Here is a 16,987-nt window from a genome sequence, read left to right on the forward strand (position 1 = left end):
CTATTTGCGTTCGCATTCCTGGATCAGGGAAAGGATGCGGCCGATGGAATCGGTGTGGCTGCTCTTCTTCATCGCATTGATGTAGGTCTGACGGTTTTCGTAAACCTCACGGATTGCGGACTGAAGGGTCTGCGCATTCACGGATTCTTCTTCCAGAACTTTACTGTAACCCTGACGCTCAAAGGAACGCGCATTTAAAATCTGGTCTCCGCGGCTGGCATTGGCAGAAAGCGGAATCAGAATGTTTGGTTTTGCCAGAGCACTGATTTCGCAGATCGCATTTGCGCCGGCGCGGGAGATGATCAGATCTGCTGCGGCGAAGAGATCCGGGAGCTCATCTTTGATGTACTCGAACTGAACGTAACCTTCGGTACCATTTAAGGATGCATCCAGTTTATCTTTACCGCAGAGATGAATCACCTGGAAATCTTTCAGAAGTTCTGGTAAAATAGAACGGACCGCATGATTGACAGCGACGGAACCGAGGCTTCCTCCGATGACGAGAATAACCGGTTTTGCGGCATTGAATCCGCAGAACTTCAGGCCTTCCCGTGCATCGCCGGACAGCAGTTCCTGGCGGATTGGCGTTCCGGTCAGAACGGCTTTGTTTTCCGGGAGACATTTAACGGTTTCCGGGAAATTACAGCAGACCTTTGCAGCGGACGGAATACACAGCTTATTTGCCAGGCCAGGCGTCATATCCGATTCATGGATGAGCGCCGGGACTTTACATGCTTTGGCGGCAAGGACAACCGGTACCGAAACGAAGCCGCCTTTGGAGAAGACAACGTTTGGTTTCAGCTTTTTGAGCAGTTTTTTTGCTTCAAAGTAGCCTTTTACGACGCGGAATGGATCGGAAAAGTTTTTCGGATCGAAGTAGCGGCGCAGCTTTCCGGATGAAATTCCGTAATACGGAATGCCGAGATCTTCGATCAGCTTGCGCTCCATACCGTCGTAGGAACCGATATAAGAGATTTTATAACCTGCTTCCTTTAATTTTGGAATCAGGGCAATATTCGGGGTAACATGGCCGGCGGTACCTCCGCCTGTCAGAACAATATGCTTCATGAGAATTCCTCCCTGGAATTTGATAATATCATTTGGCTTTTATTATCCCCTCAAGAAGAAAAAAAGTCAAGAGCGGTTACAACATGGAAAATGCCGAGGAACGGAAGAAGATGAAAAAGATAGAAAAAGAAGAACAGCTGAAAAAGAAACTGGAGCAGACGATGGAAGAAAAAATGGCTGCGGATTCGAAAACGGTGGAAGGGGAATCGGCAGTTGTAAAGGCAGAGGAAGGAAACACAGCAACAGAACAGGAGCCGGAGGCTGCGCCTGCACTTTCAGAGGAAGAACTGAACGCAATGTACGAGCGCTTCCAGCAGCGACTCCAGAAGGAAGGACTCGCGGACGCGGAAGGCAACCCGACAGAAAAAACACTGGAGATCCGCCGCCAGATCGTGGAGAGAAAGGCAGAACGCGAAAAGCAGGCGGAGAGACAGAAGAAGATTGCGAAGAGAGCGAAAACAACAAAACACTGGGTACGGACGGCAAAGGCAGCTGGTGTTGTGTTGGTTGTGGGAGCGTGCGTTTTTGGGGCGAGTATGACGAGCGAGGCGAATCGGATTCGGTTGGTGGAGACGATTAGTGGGGTTCGGAATACGGGTGACGTGACGTGGACAGATAATGGTGAAAATCGGGACGGATCAGAAACAAATTTTGAACAAGCAAAAACAGAGATCGTAGAAAAAATCCATATTGAGGTGCCGGAATTTTATTATGTACCAGATGGAATGAAATATAGTCAATTTATGATATTTGAAGAAACGGAAATGGCGGTGATCCAATATCAATATGGAGAACATTCTATCTATTTTCATTTGGCAGCAAATGAAAAAGATTTGTCACAAGGCAATTGGAAAGACAAAGAAAAGGTTCAAGTAGAAACACTTGATGATGTGATAGAAATTGAAATGGGAACTTTAGCAGAGAATGGAGAAGAAAATTATTATGCATTATGGAAATATAAAGATGCCTATTATCAATTAAGCGGACAGATAGAAAAGGAGGAATTGGTGAAAATTATAAATGAAATGCAGTATAATGTGTAATTATTTTATGAAATGCACGTATATAATATGTAGGTGAAGACGAGGGGAAAGAGGAAGTATGAAAAAGGTTATAAATTTAAAAAACTTACTCTTTTGTGCGATGCTCATTGTAGCGATGTCTTTGAATACAGTTGATGTGCATGCAGATGCGTTGGATTATTTAGGCAGTATTATTGATGGATCTGAATTGACAAATGATCTAGAAGCTTTTGGAGACTACCAGAGTGTAGCGAGAAGTACATATCTGCACCAAGGATTTGTGAGAATTACTAATAATGGAAACGGGTATGTTGGAATAACCGGAGGAACGGAATGCAACGTTAGCTGTAATACGGTGAAGTTGAATGTGTATTTGGAACGGTCTAGTGGGGATGGGAACTTTTATAGTTATCAAAAATGGGACAAAGTATCGTATAATACGAATTCTTTGTATATGAGTACACAGGTAAAAGTAGAAAAAGGGTACTATTATCGCTTAAGAGGATATCATTCATGTACAAAGAATGGAGTACTTGAGAATGGTGGAAGTTCAACAAATGGAATCTACATTGGCTAACTGAAAGTTACGAATATTCAAATTAAAACGAGCAAAAAATATTATGAATATAAGCACAAGAGAGATAGCGTAAACGACCGGAAACAATTTCTAACCCGACCCAGTTTACACTCCCTCACCCCTTAAAAATTTCGGGGCCAGTCCCCTATAGAAACCTTATAACAATGAATATATTAAGACGAAAACGCAGATCTTTCAGGATTTTCAACGCGTCGAAATTCCTTTTTCCAACCACAACACAGATCTGAGTCATCATGTGTTACTATGTTCAGCGTGTGAGTGATCATACGGAACATCGGCTGGCCCCGATAAGTGAGGCATCGGTATTACTGCAGGAATACCGGTGCCTCTTTTCTATGCACTTCCGGCGGCCGATGCCCATAATTGAACAAAAATATTAAGATTGTTGTGCAATCTGCCTTAAAATTCCGTTGGAATCTGCCAGATATTATGCTATAATAATCAAAAAAGAGAGAATAAGCATAAAATACAAAAGGAATTTCAGATTATTTTCGCGGACAACGCGTCAAAGACCATGCTGGCATGAGAACTTGACGACTGCCGCGATAACGGGCCAAACGTATAACGCGTGTTTTGACCCGCAGTGACAACATTTTGTCCCCGAACAAAACGGGAGAACAGGAGGCATCTTATGCGTCTTACATTTCTTGGAGCAACACATGAAGTGACGGGCAGTTGTTATTATCTGGAGGCTGCCGGAAAGAAGTTTTTAGTGGACTGCGGTATGGAGCAGGGACCGAATATTTATGAAAACAAGCCGATTCCGGTCCCGGCATCCCAGCTTGATTTTGTATTGATCACGCACGCGCACATCGACCATACCGGAAATCTGCCGCTGCTGTATGCGCACGGCTTCCGCGGCCCAATCTATATGACTCCGGCGACGGTAGCGCTTTCGGACATCATGCTCCGCGACAGCGCACACATTCAGCTCGCCGAGGCCGAGTGGCGGAACCGTAAGAACCGCCGGGCGGGAAAAGAAGATTACGTCACACCATACACAATGGAGGACGCCCTCGGCGTGATCCGTCTGCTGGAGGGCATTCCGTATCATCAGCGTGTGACACTATCGGACGGCATTCAGATCCGTTTTCTCGATGCCGGTCATCTGCTCGGCTCCGCATCCATTGAGCTGTGGCTGACAGAGGACGGTGTGACGAAAAAACTGCTCTTCTCCGGCGATATCGGAAATATCCATCAGCCGCTGATCAACGACCCGGAGTACCCGGAGAGCGCCGATTACGTGATTATGGAATCCACCTACGGCGACCGTAGCCACGGACCGAAACCGGATTACGTGCCGGAACTGGCAAAAATCATTCAGGAAACGCTCGATCGCGGCGGCAACCTCGTGATCCCGTCGTTTGCTGTCGGCAGAACGCAGGAGATGCTGTACTTTATTCGTGAAATTAAGGCAGAACATCTGGTTCACGGTCACGGCGAATTCCCGGTTTACGTGGACAGTCCGCTTGCCGTTGAGGCAACCAATATTTTCCGCGATCACCAGAAAGAGTGCTACGATTCCGATGCTGCTGCGCTCCTTGCGCAGGGCATTAATCCGATTCTGTTTCCGGGCTTAAAGCTCTCGATTACATCCGATGAGTCGAAAGCCATCAACTTCAACGAAACCCCGAAGGTCATCATATCCGCGAGCGGCATGTGCGATGCAGGACGAATCAAGCATCATCTGAAGCACAACCTCTGGAGGCAGGAGAGTACGGTTCTCTTCGTCGGCTATCAGGCCGTCGGTACACTGGGACGGGCGCTGATCGGAGGCGCGAAGGAGGTGAAACTGTTCCAGGAAGAGGTTCATGTGAACGCGCACATCATCCAGTTCCCGGGCATGAGCGGCCACGCAGATCAGGAAGGACTGCTCAAATGGGCGGGCAGTCTGCGGGCAAAACCGGACCGCGTTTTCGTAACGCACGGCGAAGATAAAGTGACGGAAATTTTTGCAGAAAAACTGTGGGACGAATTCCGCTACCCGGCGATGGCTCCGTTCTCCGGCACGGTATTTGACCTGAAAGAAAATGAATTCATCGAAAAAACCGTTGGCATTCCGATCCAGAAGGAAACAACGGCAAACGCAGGAACACTGCGCACGAGAAGCAGCGGAAATGCCGTCTTCGATCGTCTCGTTGCGGCTGGTCAGCGGCTGCTCACCGTCATTACAAGAAACAAAGGTGGTGCTAACAAAGACCTTTCGAAATTTGCCGATCAGATCAACAGTCTCTGCGACAAATGGGACAGATAAAGCAGTCCGGTGGCTGGAAGAAAGACTGTGCTATTAATATAGAAGAAAAACCGGAAGAAAGCAGGCGGCAGGGAAGCTGTGCTGCATCAGAAAAGAAAAAACAGAAGTGGATAAATTACAAACTCCCCGGGGTGAGCATTCCCCGGGGAGGTATTATAATAAAAAAGAGCAAGCGTAAAAAAAGTTATTTCTGGATAGCCTGTTCCAGTGCTTTTGCAAGCTGGTCTGGACATGATGTTCCGCGTCCGTTGCAGTCGATGCCTTTCATGCGGGAGATGGCTTCGTTTACGTCCATGCCCTCAACGAGTCTTGCAACACCCTGTGTGTTTCCGTTGCATCCGCCTACGAACTGTACGTTGTGTACTTTACCGTCTTCTACCTCAAACAGAATTTTTCTGGAACAGGTACCTTTTGTTGTATATTCCATCGATAAGATCCTCCTTTGTGAATAAAAAATTAGAACATTATCGTGAACTTCAGCCACGATAATTCTTCGGTTCCTGCTATTATACCATAGATTACGAAAACAGCAAAGAAAAAAGATACCACAGATCCAAAATTTATTGTATACTGTAACAGGAATTACAAAGAAACCAGAAGGAAAAGAAAATGGACTCCCGGAGTTTTCCGTTCTTACTTTAGCAGCTGACCGCTGACAAAAATGATTTCATAAAAGCAAGAACAGAAAGAATCGGAGAGTACATGTAAAGTTATTGGAGGATATCATAAACATGAAGTTAATCGGAATTATCGGTGCAATGGAAGTTGAAGTTGCAAGCTTAAAGGAAATGATGACGGATGTTACAATTCGCACGAAAGCATCCATGGAGTTCAACCACGGTTACCTGAACGGAAAAGAAGTGGTTGTTGTGCGCAGCGGAATCGGTAAAGTAAATGCCGGTATCTGCACCCAGATTCTTGTAGATGATTACGGCGTGGACTGTGTCATCAACACCGGAATTGCAGGCTCCCTGCGGAATGAAATTAACATCGGCGATATCGTCATCTCGACCGATGCTGTTCAGCACGACATGGATGTGCGCATCTTCGGATACCCGCTCGGCGAGATTCCGCAGATGGGCGTTTTGAGCTTCCCGGCAGACGAGCACCTCGCAGAGGTGGCAGAGGAAGTCTGCAAGGAAGTCAATCCGGAAATCCAGGTATTCCGCGGACGCGTGGTCAGCGGTGACCAGTTTATTTCCAGCAAAGAAGTGAAAAACCATCTGATCGAGGAATTCAACGGTTCCTGCGCCGAGATGGAGGGCGCTGCGATTGCGCAGGGCGCTTATCTGAACAAGATTCCATACGTCGTACTCCGCGCCATCTCCGACAAAGCAGACGACAGCGCAACAATGGACTACCCGACCTTTGAGAGCGAGGCAGCCCGCCACTGTGTCAACCTGCTGCAGGAAATGGTAAAACGCCTGTAATCTAAAAAAAGCAAGAAGAAAAAATCGACAAACGGGCAGGCGAAAACCAGCGAAACCACGCGAACCGGCACGAAAGCAGTCCCCTGAAGGAACGAAAAATAAAAATTCACGCGAAAAAGCACAGAATCACAAAGAATTTGACGAACGTTTTTTGTTTCCAAATTTTTCCGGCAGTGCTATACTGTGGCACATCGGAACAAGAAGATGCTCACTACGGATTGCTCAGCAGTAAAACACTTGCTGTTTTGCTGCGTAAGAAAGTGATTCAGGTGTGAGCAGCCCTCCTTTTGCGAAGCAAAATTTTCAATGAGGGCTGCGAATGTTACAGTTCCCAGGTACCTGTGAACTGTAACACGTCTCCACTGCCGATATGCCAGCGGAAGAATCCTGTGCGCGCAAATTCTGCCGCGGCATCCGCCGATGCACCGCAACGGAAGCACCGGCATATGATCATGACAGGCAAATTCAAAAATCATCAGGGGGAATAAGAATGCTGGAGTTTTGTGTGAAACAAAATGTGTTCTTATACGCAATGATAGCAGCAGGAATCGCCGGTGTGTGGTGCCTGTTCTGGAATAACCGTTTCTACACCCGGGCCATCCGCGATCTCGGAAGGCTGAAGGAACCAAAGTCGAAATGGACCAGGTCGGTGCTGGAAACGTGTCAGAGAAAAGCGCATCCCTTTTCGAATGCCGGGGCGTTTATGCGCAGCCAGATTGCACAGGGCAGGTCAGCGGGAATGGCAGTCCCGACGCTTCTGCGCGGAAGCCAGAATATGATCCTCACGGTTCTGGCGCTGTCGATTCTTTCGCTGTGGGCGATCTACCGATACCGTTATGGAGAGGCGGAGCTGATGCGCTACCTCGGAACGGGCACCGCGCTCGCCGGATGCCTTGTCTTTTTCCGGCTCTGTCTGGATTTCGGCGGAAAAGAGGAAATTCTGCTGAACGGCTGGACAGACTATCTGGAAAATGAGTTTGCAGCGACGAAACAGAGTGCGGTGCTGGAAACCGTACAGCAGACCGAACGGCAGCCGGTGCAGGCGGAAACCATGGCACAGGCAGGAACCGGAGCGGCGAAAGCAAAAGCGCAGACTGCGGGAAGCGAGTCCGCCAAAGAGAGGAATGAACTGTTCGCAGATCCGGAAAAAGAAGCGAGGATTTCGAAAGTCAGGGAGGGCATCCGCCAGACCGCCGCGGCCGAGAGCAGGTTTGCCGGAATGCTGACGCCAGAGGAAGAGAAGCTGATGAGGGAGATTATCAGCGAATACGTGTAAATACCAGGGGATCAGGCCGGGGAGCATGGCATATCGACATGACCATATTTCCGAATCGGCAGTCCGCAGGTATCTAAGATAAAAATATTTCAGGCAGTGCCGTCTTTCAAAACAGACAGGCGGCACTGCTTTCCCGGATAAAGCAGAATCATCATCTGCAAAAGGAGGAACCAACATGAGACTTGTAATTCTTGAGGCAGAGTCACTGGGAAAGGACATGGATCTGTCCGGCTTTTCCCGTTTTGGAGAAGTGACAGTATATGAAAAAACAACGGAGGAGGAATGCCCGGAGCGTGTGCGGGAGGCGGATATTGTCATCTGCAACAAGGTGCGCATGTGCAGCCGCACCCTGTCCGGCGCGGAGAACCTGAAACTGATCTGCGTCACCGCAACCGGCATCAACAACATCGATCTCGATTATGTGAAGCGCCACAACATCGCCGTGACGAACGTCGCCGGCTATTCCACCGTCAGCGTGGCCCAGCACACCTTTGCGATGTACTTCTATCTGGCAGAAAAACTCCGTTATTACGATGATTACGTAAAAAACGGCAGCTACGCCGCCAGCAGCCTTTTCACCTGCATGGACAGACCGTTCACCGAGCTGGAGGGCAAGACGTGGGGCATCATCGGCCTTGGCGCGATCGGCAGAAAAGTGGCTTCGATTGCACAGGCATTCGGCTGCCGTGTGATCTATTACTCCACCTCCGGTGCACACGACGATCCGGACTACGAGCGGGTCGATCTCTATCGTCTGCTGAAGGATTCTGATGTGGTTTCCATCCACGCCCCGTTAAATGAGGCGACCGAGAACCTGATGAATATCGAAACGTTTGCCAACATGAAGCGGAACGCAATTCTGATCAACGTCGGCCGCGGCTCGATCGTGAATGAGCGTGACCTCTGCTGTGCCCTGCGAGAGGGCCTGATCGCCGGAGCAGCGCTCGATGTACTTTCCAGCGAGCCGATCCGCAGTGACAGTCCGTTGCTGAAAATGGCGGACGACGACCGCCTGTACATCACGCCGCACATCGCCTGGGCATCGAAGGAAGCCCGCACGCGCCTGATCGGACTGGTGCAGAAAAATATTGCTTCGTACCTGGAAGGCGGCATGGAAAACCGCGTGGTATAAAAGGGATACAAAGCCAGGGACAAAATACATAAAAAGAGCCGGACATCCGACGGAACCGCAGAGGGGACTGTAAGAACAGCCGCTCCCAGGTTCCGCCGGATGCCCGGCTTTTGCATTTGCTTTATTCGCTGCAAAAACGAGAGAACATTATTCCTCTGTAATCTGAATTTCCAGATAATCAAACTCCAGCGATTCAATAAAATTATCCTGTGTGAACCGCGTTTTCGATCTCCGTTTAAACTCCGAAATATTCGTATCGAGCCAGATCGGCTTCGCCAGATTCCAGGCATCACAGATTTCATCGAGCGCACGGAAGACCTTGTGCGTTCTGGTATCCTCATCGTCGATGCAGACGGTAAGATCCTGAAGAATATGATTGTTTTTCACTAATTTTCCCCACATCTGAAACATATTAAAAATCCTCCTGAAAAGTACAAAGTGAACAGTGCATTTGGAACGACCGTGTTAATCGCTGGTAACGGTATGCAGTTCTTTAAAATCCTTCGGCGAGATTCCGTACTCTTTTTTAAACGCGCGGTAAAAACTCGAATAGTCGTGAAATCCGAACAGCAGATACACCTTTGTGACCGGTACATCGCCGAGCAGCGCTTCACGGCACCTTGCCAGCCGCTTTTTGGAAATGTACTGGTGGATCGACATGCCGATTTCATCCTTGAAAACGTGTGCAATGTGATATTTGCTCACAAAAAGTTCCGCCGCCAGCCGTTCGAGCGACAGATTCTCGGACAGGTGCTCATCAATATAGAAACAGAGCTGTTCATACAGCGAGAGCTGTGCTTTCCGGGTGAGCGGGTGATGCTGCTCATACACCGTTCGGTTGATCTGCATCAGCAGGTCGCTGACGTAGAGAAAAATCTGCGTCTCTTTTCCAAAATGATCGGACCGCATTTCTTCGATCAGGCGGATGGTGCGGTACTGGATCGTGTTGAACTCGACGGAATCGAGCGGGAACAGATATTTCTGATTTTCGGCAGCGTATTCCATCAGGTAAACGTAGTCGGCGGAACGGGCGCGGAGCTGCTCTGCAAAAGAGGTGCTGACCCAGAACACAAAGCGGCGGTACGGCACAGACAGGTCGTGCATCACCAGATGATGCGGTACGCCGGGCGGAATCAGAAGAAGATCGCCGGGCGTCGGTGTGTAGAGCACTCCGTCGATTTCCAGTGAGATCGCCCCTTCGAGAAAGAGATAGAACTCATAATGCGTATGCGTATGTTCTTTTACGCCGGGCACATCGTCGGTGCTGTAATAGTATAACTCAAACGTATCCGAAATCATGTACTGCCGGGTGGCAAATTTCGTCTGCAGTTTTTCTTTCATAATAAAAGCATCCTTGCAAAAAAATGATATTTTTGAACCATAACAACAATTCCCAGCATATCACAAAACAGCAAGTTTTACAATGTATTCGGCAATCCGCACAATAGAAAAAAACAACTTGTCCAGTTACGATACAAGGGAATAAAATAAAAACAGAATGCAGAATAAATTTCAGATAAAGATCAAAACGGAGGAACAGCTATCATGAATCAGATTCTCGAACAGCTTGGAACATACGGCATTGTGCCGGTTGTCGTTTTACAGGATGCAGCAAAAGCAGAGCCGCTTGCCGAAGCTCTCTGCAAGGGCGGACTTGCCTGCGCCGAGGTGACCTTCCGCACCGATGCGGCAGAAGAATCCATCCGCATTATGAGTGAAAAATTCCCGGAGATGCTGGTGGGAGCCGGAACTGTGCTCACAACCGAGCAGGCGGACCGCGCCGTAAAAGCCGGAGCAAAATTTATCGTCAGCCCGGGTCTCAACCCGGAGGTAGTAAAATGGTGTCAGGCACACGAAGTACCAGTGATCCCGGGCATCGTGACCCCGACTGAGATGGAGCAGGCGATCGGTCTTGGGCTCACCATGGTGAAATTCTTCCCGGCAGAACCGGCAGGCGGACTGAAATACATCCGTGCCATCGCAGCACCGTACACCATGATGAAATTCATGCCGACCGGCGGCATCAACCCGCAGAATGTAAGAGAATACCTGGCATACGACCGCATCGCAGCATGCGGCGGAAGCTGGATGGTAAAAAATACGATGATTGAAAACAACGAATTCGACCGCATTGAAGAGCTGGTGAAAGAGGCGGTTGAGATCGTAAAGGAAAGCCGGACGTGACGACATCCTTCCCGCAGCCGCTGGGCACCGACCGTTGACCTCGAGCGTGATCCGAGATGGGGAAGAAACGAGGAGTGCTACGGCGAGGACCCTGTGCTGACCGGAAAAATGGCCGGCGCTTACATCGAGGGAATGCAGGGCGACGATCCAAAATATCTGCGCTGTGCATCAACCCTGAAACACTTCTATGGAAACAACACCGAGGTCGGCCGCGGCTGGAAGAACTCTTCGATTGACCCGCGGAATAAATATGAGCTGTATCTCGAGCCGTTCCGCAGATGTATTGAGGAGAGCGGCGCAGAGGGCATCATGACGGCGTACAACAGAATCAACGGCACCGTCGGCGGAATGGTCCGGGAAAACATGGAAATCTCGGAATCCGTCATCATGAAACAGGCGGACCAGAAGATGTATGAAAATAAAAAAAGTTCACGGTGAATCGCCGCAATGGATTGTCCCCGCGGGTCTTTTCGTGGTACAATGAAACATAACCGATAAAAAGAAAAACGAGGGCAGAACATGAACGAATTATATGAAATGATTGAAAAGAAAATCAAAGAATCCGGCTATCCGCGGCCGATTTCGGGAAGCGATGTTTACGATGACATCTGCGACCAGATCGAGGGAAAAGAGAACGGTTCCTATGTGGTATTATCGAAATTTGATGATGATGTGATTTTCGAGTACCACATCACGGTGATGGATGATGAATTCAACCTCGGCGTGCTGACGATGCGCACCCCGGAGGGCGTGTTTGAGACTGATTTTGATGCGTAAAGAAGGGGGAGCGATACCATGCCGAAGATTGAAAAAATCACGAAACAGACGGAGAATCCATATGTAAATCTTTATCTGGTGGAAGGGAAGAACAAGGTGGATCACCCGTTCCGTTACTATGTTGCTTCGCGCGCGAAAACGATGGAAGCGCTGAAGATCAAGACGAAGAAGAATACGCCGGACGGCGTGCTGATGTACAGTCTGTACGGGGAGAAGCGCGATAAAATCGTTCTGGTTCGCCAGTACCGTGTTTCCATTGACGACTACATCTACGAATTTCCGGCAGGCCTCGTAGAATCAGGTGAGGAGTTCCACGAAGCGGCAGTGCGTGAGATGCACGAGGAGACGGGGCTTACGTTCCACCCGTTAAAAGTAGATCCGTGTTATGAAAAACCGTTCTTCACAACCATTGGAATGACGGACGAGGCATGCTCCGCAGTTTACGGCTGGTGTGAGGGTGAGATCAGCCGGAAATACTTGGAGGAGAGCGAAGTTATTGAGGTTGTCTTGGCGGACCGTGAGGAGGCAAAGAGAATCCTCAGAGAAGAGAATGTAGCGATTATGTGCTCGTATCATCTGATGCATTTTATTCATGATGAGGAGCCGTTTGCATTCCTGAAATAAGTGGAGGGGAGCCAGAAAAACACAACCCCTGGAAGTTCTTAGCACGAACTGCCAGGGGTTGTGTTTTTCTGACTCCCATTTACGTTGTGGGGGACGGGATGGTGAGGACTCAGGTGTAGTATTGGGCCTGGGTTTCGTAAAGATTGGCGTAGATGCCGTGGTTTGCGAGGAGGGTGCCGTGGGTGCCGTCCTCTGCAATGCGGCCGTGGTCAAGGACGATAATACGGTCGCAGAATTTGCAGCTGCTCATGCGGTGGGAGATGTAGACAGCCGTTTTACCGGCGGTCATCTGGCTGAACTGTTTGTAGATTTCGGCCTCAGCGATCGGGTCGAGGGCTGCGGTCGGCTCGTCGAGGATGACGAACGGGGCATCCTTGTAGAGGGCGCGGGCGATGGCGGTGCGCTGGGCCTCGCCGCCGGAAAGGTCGACACCGGAGCCGTTGTTGTTGTAAAGGCGGGTGCGGACGCCCTGCGGGAGTTGCTGTACACGGTCGGTGAGACCGACTTTTGCAAGAGAGGATTGCAAAGCAGCTTCATCAATCTCGGTTCCGGCGGCGATGTTTTCGTCGAGCGGGAGGGAAAACAGGTGGAAATCCTGGAAAACGACGGAGAATGCCTGCGTGTACTCTTTGTAGCTATATTTGCGGATGTCAATGCCATTCAGGGTGATGTAACCTGAAGTTGGCTCATACAGGCGGCAGAGCAGCTTGATGAGTGTTGTCTTTCCGGCTCCGTTACGGCCGACGAGGGCGGTTTTTTCGCCGACGGCAAAGGACAGTGTCACATGTTCGAGTACCGGAATATTCGTACCGGGATAAGAGAATGAGACATCGTGGAACGCAAATTCGTACTGGCCGTCGTCGCGTTTCTCAATCGGCAGTGTACCGTCGTAGGCCATAGACGGCTGCGCAATGAAATCCTCATAGGTCGAGAGATAGGAATTGATATAGTCGAACTCCGATCCGGTTGCGAGAAATGTCTGAAGATCACTCATGGCGCGTGTCACGGAACCGGCATACAGAAGAACATCCCCAATGGGGAGAACGCCGTACAGAGCCCTGGCGCCGATCACAAGGTACGCAGCGAAATTGGAAAGGAGCGAAAGCAGCGCGTTTTTTCCGTCTGTGATGGCGGAGAAGCGGGCGAAGTCGAGGTACATCGGCAGAAAGTGTTCCATGGCTTTTCCAAACTGTACGTCGAGAAAATGATCGAGATGACCGATGCGGATATCGTCCGCGCGCCGTTCTTCAAGCATCACATTAACGAGATAATTGGCAACCGAGTTGGAATGGTCGTTGCCCTGGTTCAGCTCTATCTTTTTCTGCGTACTCCTGCGGTTGATGCGGGAGGAAAGTGCAAGCTGCACACCACAGAGCAGGAGCAGTGCAAGCATCGAAAACGACGAGGTGAAAAAGTTATTCCTGCTGCTGTCGGGCAGAAGAAACAGACGGAGCAGGAAAAACAGGGCATAGAGAACCGAGAGCAGGGAAGTGATCAGCGTATGAATGACAATGAGCTGGTCACCCACATTTCCCGATCCCATGGAGGAGACGTTGGTGCGCCGGATGGCATCCATCGTCTCTGTTTTTTCGAATTTCTCAAACTCCAGCTCCAGCGCCTTTGCGGTGATTTTCTGTTCCGTGCGTGCAAGACAGAGTTCTTTTTGGCCGTCGAGATACTGACGGCAGATTTTTTCAAACAATCCCAGCCCATACTGCGTAAGCAGAAAGACGACAACAGTATACAGACAGGCGCGGTACGACTTTGCAAGCAGTAAATTCAAAATTCGCGCCGAGAAAAACAAGGAGAGATACGGCAGCGTTGCAGCTGCAAAAGCGCTTCCGAGAAGCCAGAACAGCACGCGGTGATTGCCCTGGCTCACCATAGTTAAAAAGCGGCAGATGGCATGAAACCGTTCTTTCATTTTCATCAGATATCTTCCTCCGTTTCCTGATAATACTGGCTCTGCACCTCAAACATATGCGCATACGATCCGCCAAGGGCAATCAGCTCATCGTGGGTTCCGCATTCTTTGATCTTTCCGTTTTCGAGAAACAGGATCGTATCGCAGAAGCGTGTCGATGCAAGACGGTGCGAGATGAAAAGCGCAGTCTTATTTTTCAGCAGTGTGCTGTAGGTTTCGTACATTTTATTTTCCGAGATTGCATCGAGCGCAGCCGTCGGCTCATCGAGCAGGAGCAGATGGCAATTTTTATAGAGTGCCCGCGCCATCATCAGTTTTTGCATTTCACCGCCGGAAAGCGTAATGCCGTCGTCCGCCATATCCTTGCCAAGATAGGTTTCTTCTTTCTGCGGCAGACTTGCAATTTTTTCCAAGAGTCCGGCGCGGATGAGTGCTTCTCGGCAACGGTTACGATCGGTCTCTTCCAGTGGGGAGCAGCTCACATTTTCTGCAATCGAAAACGAGAGTGCAAACGGGTCCTGAAAGACCGCCGCGATTGCTTTGTAATACTGTGCCGGATTCAGACTGCCAAGGGGAATGCCGTTGATGGTGATATTCCCTTCCGTTGGCTGATATAGCCCGCAGATCAGCTTGACAATGGTGGATTTTCCGGCGCCGTTGATGCCGACAAGTGCCGTATGCTCGCCCGCATGGAGTGTAAAACTGACATCATCGAGGATCCTTTTATCGCCGCCCGGATGGGAAAACGAGACGTGGGAAAAGCAGATTTCCAGCGGTTTTTCTTCCGCAAGTTCCGGCCGGAACGGCAGCGTGTGGCCTGCAGGGAACGGGAGATCGAAGAATTCCCGCAGCCAGCGGATCTGCTCGAGACAGAGCACGGATTTGGAGAGCGCGGCGGTGATCTCGTTAAAATATGAAGAAAAACCGGAGACGGCACCGAGCGCAAGCACAAAGCCGGATACGGTCATCGTGCCGTGGGATAGACGGTAAATCAGAAAGCCATAGCAGATTCCGTCGCGCAGAAGCTGTAGTGTAAGTGTCAGCAGATCATTTGCAAAGTAGGCGCTGCGGATGCGGAACAGAATTTTCTGATACCGCTTGTTGAGCTGGCGATAAACACCATCGAGCCATCCGTTCAGCTGATACAGACGGATATCCTTTCCGGCGGATGTGTTGTACGACTGTTTCTGGAAATAGCGCTGCGATACTTCAATTTCAGACAGATCGTCTCTGCGGCGGACTTCGTAAGAAGCCGCGCGGCGGTAGCTGAGAAACTGCAGAACCGAGAGCACAAGCAGCAGAAGAATGATAGCCGGATGGACGGTTCCGATCAGTCCTGCGTAGAGAATCAGCCCAAGAAACGAAGAATAAATTGTGACATCGTATCGGAACATGCCTTCCACGCCGACCCAGTTGCTGCAGGTGGCTCCGACGGCTTTTTCGGCGAGCTGCAGCGTTTTTGGTTCTGTCAGAACCGCATAATCTATCTGCATGAAATGACAGAGAAGGCGGCGCGTAAAAAAGCCGGTCCGGAATTCGGTATACTGCCAGGCGTTCCGCGATTGCAGAAAGGTGTGGCTGACAAAAACAACGGCATAGCAAAGAAAGAGAACGAGCGTTCCAAGTGCAAATCCGGAAAAGCCGCTGCTCTGTTCCAGAAACAGGAGAATCCCGGCAGGAAGCAGAATCCCGAAAAAGCCGGTGAGCACCTGTGAGACGATTTCGAGTGCCTGAAAGAGAAACGGCTTTTTGCTGTAATGCCACAGCTCCCGATGAATATAAATGTAGTTAGACCATAATGAATACATAAAGACCTCCTCTGTCACATGTCTTTCGTGAACTGTAGTTATCCTACCATATTCATGCAAAACACGGGGGAAAAGTACGTAAATGGAACAAAAAAGAACGCGAACAGCAAAAAAAGTGTTCACGTTCTGCAAAATTTTTCTGTAGAATCATCGGACAAAATCAAAAAATTCTGGAAAGAGCTTTTTACAGCGGCAGCATAATCTCCGTCACGAAAACGCCGGGCTCGTTCTGCCGGTTGATATATCCTTCGTACTTTTCCACAACAAGATTGATCCGTTTCAGCCCATGCCCGTGATTTCCGCGCTTCGTGGTGATATACTCGCTGTCCAGCTTCCGCACAGTATCCTTTGTTGCATTCGTAACGGAAATATACAGCTGGTTTTTCAGCACACCAATATAAAGCCGGATATAGGGATCCGCAAGGCCCTCGCATGCTTCCACCGCATTGTCAATCAGATTTCCGATCAGCGCGCAGAGATCAATATCACTCACCGTAAGATTGGCCGGGCAGGCTGCCTTGTAATCCACGCGGATGCCGTTCTTTTCGGCGAGTGAAATTTTGGAATTTAAAATCGCATCGAGATTCACATTCCCCGAGTCGCAGAGCTGGTTGACCTGATCGAGATCATTTTCGAGCAGCCCGAGATATTCCTGCAGCTTATCATACTGTCCCATCTCAACATATGCCTTCATTGACTGCAGATGATTGTGGTAATCATGGCGCCAGCCGCGCATTGTCAGATAGATATTCTGCACTTCCTCGACCTGGCGGGCGAGAAGCTGGTTCTGGTATTCGATATTTTTGCGTTCCAGATAATGGGATAAAAATGGAATGTGCGCCATGAAACATCACCTCGGTTCGTTCGGAATTGGAAATTAAAAAATGCAA

16 protein-coding genes and 1 pseudogene are annotated in these 16,987 nt (G+C 49.6%); 10 read left to right on the plus strand and 7 right to left on the minus strand.

Annotation, left to right across the window (positions count from 1 at the left end):
• Complete coding sequence (locus I2G42_RS04640; protein ID WP_055219136.1) at positions 1-1,068, minus strand: undecaprenyldiphospho-muramoylpentapeptide beta-N-acetylglucosaminyltransferase; 1,068 nt, start codon at positions 1,066-1,068, stop codon at positions 1-3.
• Positions 1,069-1,178: 110 nt separating this feature from the next.
• Between I2G42_RS04640 and I2G42_RS04645 the strand changes: the two genes are divergently transcribed.
• The 3 genes from I2G42_RS04645 to I2G42_RS04655 all read left to right on the plus strand — a co-directional run bounded on the left by I2G42_RS04645 (position 1,179) and on the right by I2G42_RS04655 (position 4,942).
• Positions 1,179-2,111: a DUF4367 domain-containing protein gene (locus I2G42_RS04645; protein WP_195530791.1), complete on the plus strand. Its 933-nt coding sequence runs from the start codon at positions 1,179-1,181 to the stop codon at positions 2,109-2,111.
• Positions 2,112-2,169: 58 nt separating this feature from the next.
• Positions 2,170-2,667: a DUF6147 family protein gene (locus I2G42_RS04650; protein ID WP_118601520.1), complete on the plus strand. Its 498-nt coding sequence runs from the start codon at positions 2,170-2,172 to the stop codon at positions 2,665-2,667.
• Positions 2,668-3,319: 652 nt separating this feature from the next.
• The gene (locus I2G42_RS04655; protein ID WP_055219142.1) at positions 3,320-4,942 is read left to right on the plus strand and encodes an MBL fold metallo-hydrolase RNA specificity domain-containing protein; all 1,623 of its coding nucleotides are present in this window, start codon (positions 3,320-3,322) and stop codon (positions 4,940-4,942) included.
• A gap of 184 nt (positions 4,943-5,126) precedes the next feature.
• On the opposite strand, the gene I2G42_RS04660 is transcribed toward I2G42_RS04655, so the two are convergent.
• On the minus strand, positions 5,127-5,369 hold the full coding sequence (locus tag I2G42_RS04660) for a TIGR03905 family TSCPD domain-containing protein (RefSeq protein WP_022461364.1): 243 nt from the start codon (positions 5,367-5,369) through the stop codon (positions 5,127-5,129).
• A 304-nt stretch (positions 5,370-5,673) separates the two neighbouring features.
• Between I2G42_RS04660 and I2G42_RS04665 the strand changes: the two genes are divergently transcribed.
• From I2G42_RS04665 to I2G42_RS04675, 3 genes are all read left to right on the plus strand, one after another.
• The gene (locus I2G42_RS04665; RefSeq protein ID WP_022461363.1) at positions 5,674-6,372 is read left to right on the plus strand and encodes a 5'-methylthioadenosine/adenosylhomocysteine nucleosidase; all 699 of its coding nucleotides are present in this window, start codon (positions 5,674-5,676) and stop codon (positions 6,370-6,372) included.
• Between the two features lie 490 nt (positions 6,373-6,862).
• Positions 6,863-7,648, plus strand: coding sequence for a hypothetical protein (locus I2G42_RS04670; RefSeq protein WP_117804836.1), 786 nt, complete (start codon positions 6,863-6,865; stop codon positions 7,646-7,648).
• 175 nt (positions 7,649-7,823) lie between these two features.
• Positions 7,824-8,780: a D-2-hydroxyacid dehydrogenase gene (locus I2G42_RS04675; protein WP_022461361.1), complete on the plus strand. Its 957-nt coding sequence runs from the start codon at positions 7,824-7,826 to the stop codon at positions 8,778-8,780.
• Between the two features lie 147 nt (positions 8,781-8,927).
• Here the strand turns inward: I2G42_RS04675 and I2G42_RS04680 are convergent, their stop codons facing one another.
• Entirely contained in the window at positions 8,928-9,191 is a 264-nt protein-coding gene (locus I2G42_RS04680) for a hypothetical protein (RefSeq protein ID WP_173828063.1), read from the minus strand.
• A gap of 54 nt (positions 9,192-9,245) precedes the next feature.
• Positions 9,246-10,121 carry an AraC family transcriptional regulator gene (locus tag I2G42_RS04685; protein ID WP_117802480.1) on the minus strand — a complete coding sequence of 292 codons (876 nt, stop codon included), beginning with the start codon at positions 10,119-10,121 and terminating at the stop codon, positions 9,246-9,248.
• Between the two features lie 204 nt (positions 10,122-10,325).
• Between I2G42_RS04685 and I2G42_RS04690 the strand changes: the two genes are divergently transcribed.
• From I2G42_RS04690 to I2G42_RS04705, 4 genes and pseudogenes are all read left to right on the plus strand, one after another.
• A complete protein-coding gene (locus tag I2G42_RS04690) occupies positions 10,326-10,964 on the plus strand; it encodes a bifunctional 4-hydroxy-2-oxoglutarate aldolase/2-dehydro-3-deoxy-phosphogluconate aldolase (protein ID WP_055265555.1) in 639 nt (212 codons plus the stop codon).
• Positions 10,965-10,994: 30 nt separating this feature from the next.
• A pseudogene (locus I2G42_RS04695) lies at positions 10,995-11,402 on the plus strand (glycoside hydrolase family 3 N-terminal domain-containing protein); the annotation flags it as partial.
• Between the two features lie 81 nt (positions 11,403-11,483).
• Positions 11,484-11,741, plus strand: coding sequence for a hypothetical protein (locus I2G42_RS04700; protein WP_173816022.1), 258 nt, complete (start codon positions 11,484-11,486; stop codon positions 11,739-11,741).
• 18 nt (positions 11,742-11,759) lie between these two features.
• Positions 11,760-12,365: an NUDIX hydrolase gene (locus I2G42_RS04705; RefSeq protein ID WP_173828064.1), complete on the plus strand. Its 606-nt coding sequence runs from the start codon at positions 11,760-11,762 to the stop codon at positions 12,363-12,365.
• Positions 12,366-12,474: 109 nt separating this feature from the next.
• Here I2G42_RS04705 and I2G42_RS04710 read toward each other — a convergent pair whose 3' ends face one another.
• The 3 genes from I2G42_RS04710 to I2G42_RS04720 all read right to left on the minus strand — a co-directional run bounded on the left by I2G42_RS04710 (position 12,475) and on the right by I2G42_RS04720 (position 16,941).
• Positions 12,475-14,295, minus strand: coding sequence for an ABC transporter ATP-binding protein (locus tag I2G42_RS04710; protein WP_195530792.1), 1,821 nt, complete (start codon positions 14,293-14,295; stop codon positions 12,475-12,477).
• Positions 14,295-16,097, minus strand: coding sequence for an ABC transporter ATP-binding protein (locus I2G42_RS04715; protein ID WP_118719930.1), 1,803 nt, complete (start codon positions 16,095-16,097; stop codon positions 14,295-14,297). Before I2G42_RS04715 ends, I2G42_RS04710 begins: the two co-directional genes overlap by 1 nt.
• Positions 16,098-16,281: 184 nt before the next feature.
• Positions 16,282-16,941, minus strand: a complete 660-nt coding sequence (locus tag I2G42_RS04720; protein WP_055219159.1) for a sensor histidine kinase — start codon at positions 16,939-16,941, stop codon at positions 16,282-16,284.
• Between the last annotated feature and the right edge of the window lie 46 nt (positions 16,942-16,987).

The sequence above is a fragment of the Fusicatenibacter saccharivorans genome (assembly GCF_015557635.1).
In the GTDB taxonomy this organism is placed as follows: Bacteria; Bacillota; Clostridia; order Lachnospirales; family Lachnospiraceae; genus Fusicatenibacter; species Fusicatenibacter saccharivorans.

Bases quoted from the DNA above. Each gene is read 5' to 3' on its own strand.
- I2G42_RS04645 (WP_195530791.1), top strand. From the start codon at position 1,179: ATGAAAAAGATAGAAAAAGAAGAACAGCTGAAAAAGAAACTGGAGCAG.
- I2G42_RS04655 (WP_055219142.1), top strand. From the start codon at position 3,320: ATGCGTCTTACATTTCTTGGAGCAACACATGAAGTGACGGGCAGTTGT.
- I2G42_RS04690 (WP_055265555.1), top strand. From the start codon at position 10,326: ATGAATCAGATTCTCGAACAGCTTGGAACATACGGCATTGTGCCGGTT.
- I2G42_RS04640 (WP_055219136.1), bottom strand. From the start codon at position 1,068: ATGAAGCATATTGTTCTGACAGGCGGAGGTACCGCCGGCCATGTTACC.
- I2G42_RS04685 (WP_117802480.1), bottom strand. From the start codon at position 10,121: ATGAAAGAAAAACTGCAGACGAAATTTGCCACCCGGCAGTACATGATT.
- I2G42_RS04720 (WP_055219159.1), bottom strand. From the start codon at position 16,941: ATGGCGCACATTCCATTTTTATCCCATTATCTGGAACGCAAAAATATC.
- I2G42_RS04710 (WP_195530792.1), bottom strand. From the start codon at position 14,295: ATGAAAATGAAAGAACGGTTTCATGCCATCTGCCGCTTTTTAACTATG.
- I2G42_RS04715 (WP_118719930.1), bottom strand. From the start codon at position 16,097: ATGTATTCATTATGGTCTAACTACATTTATATTCATCGGGAGCTGTGG.
- I2G42_RS04670 (WP_117804836.1), top strand. From the start codon at position 6,863: ATGCTGGAGTTTTGTGTGAAACAAAATGTGTTCTTATACGCAATGATA.
- I2G42_RS04675 (WP_022461361.1), top strand. From the start codon at position 7,824: ATGAGACTTGTAATTCTTGAGGCAGAGTCACTGGGAAAGGACATGGAT.
- I2G42_RS04700 (WP_173816022.1), top strand. From the start codon at position 11,484: ATGAACGAATTATATGAAATGATTGAAAAGAAAATCAAAGAATCCGGC.
- I2G42_RS04680 (WP_173828063.1), bottom strand. From the start codon at position 9,191: ATGTTTCAGATGTGGGGAAAATTAGTGAAAAACAATCATATTCTTCAG.
- I2G42_RS04665 (WP_022461363.1), top strand. From the start codon at position 5,674: ATGAAGTTAATCGGAATTATCGGTGCAATGGAAGTTGAAGTTGCAAGC.
- I2G42_RS04660 (WP_022461364.1), bottom strand. From the start codon at position 5,369: ATGGAATATACAACAAAAGGTACCTGTTCCAGAAAAATTCTGTTTGAG.
- I2G42_RS04705 (WP_173828064.1), top strand. From the start codon at position 11,760: ATGCCGAAGATTGAAAAAATCACGAAACAGACGGAGAATCCATATGTA.
- I2G42_RS04650 (WP_118601520.1), top strand. From the start codon at position 2,170: ATGAAAAAGGTTATAAATTTAAAAAACTTACTCTTTTGTGCGATGCTC.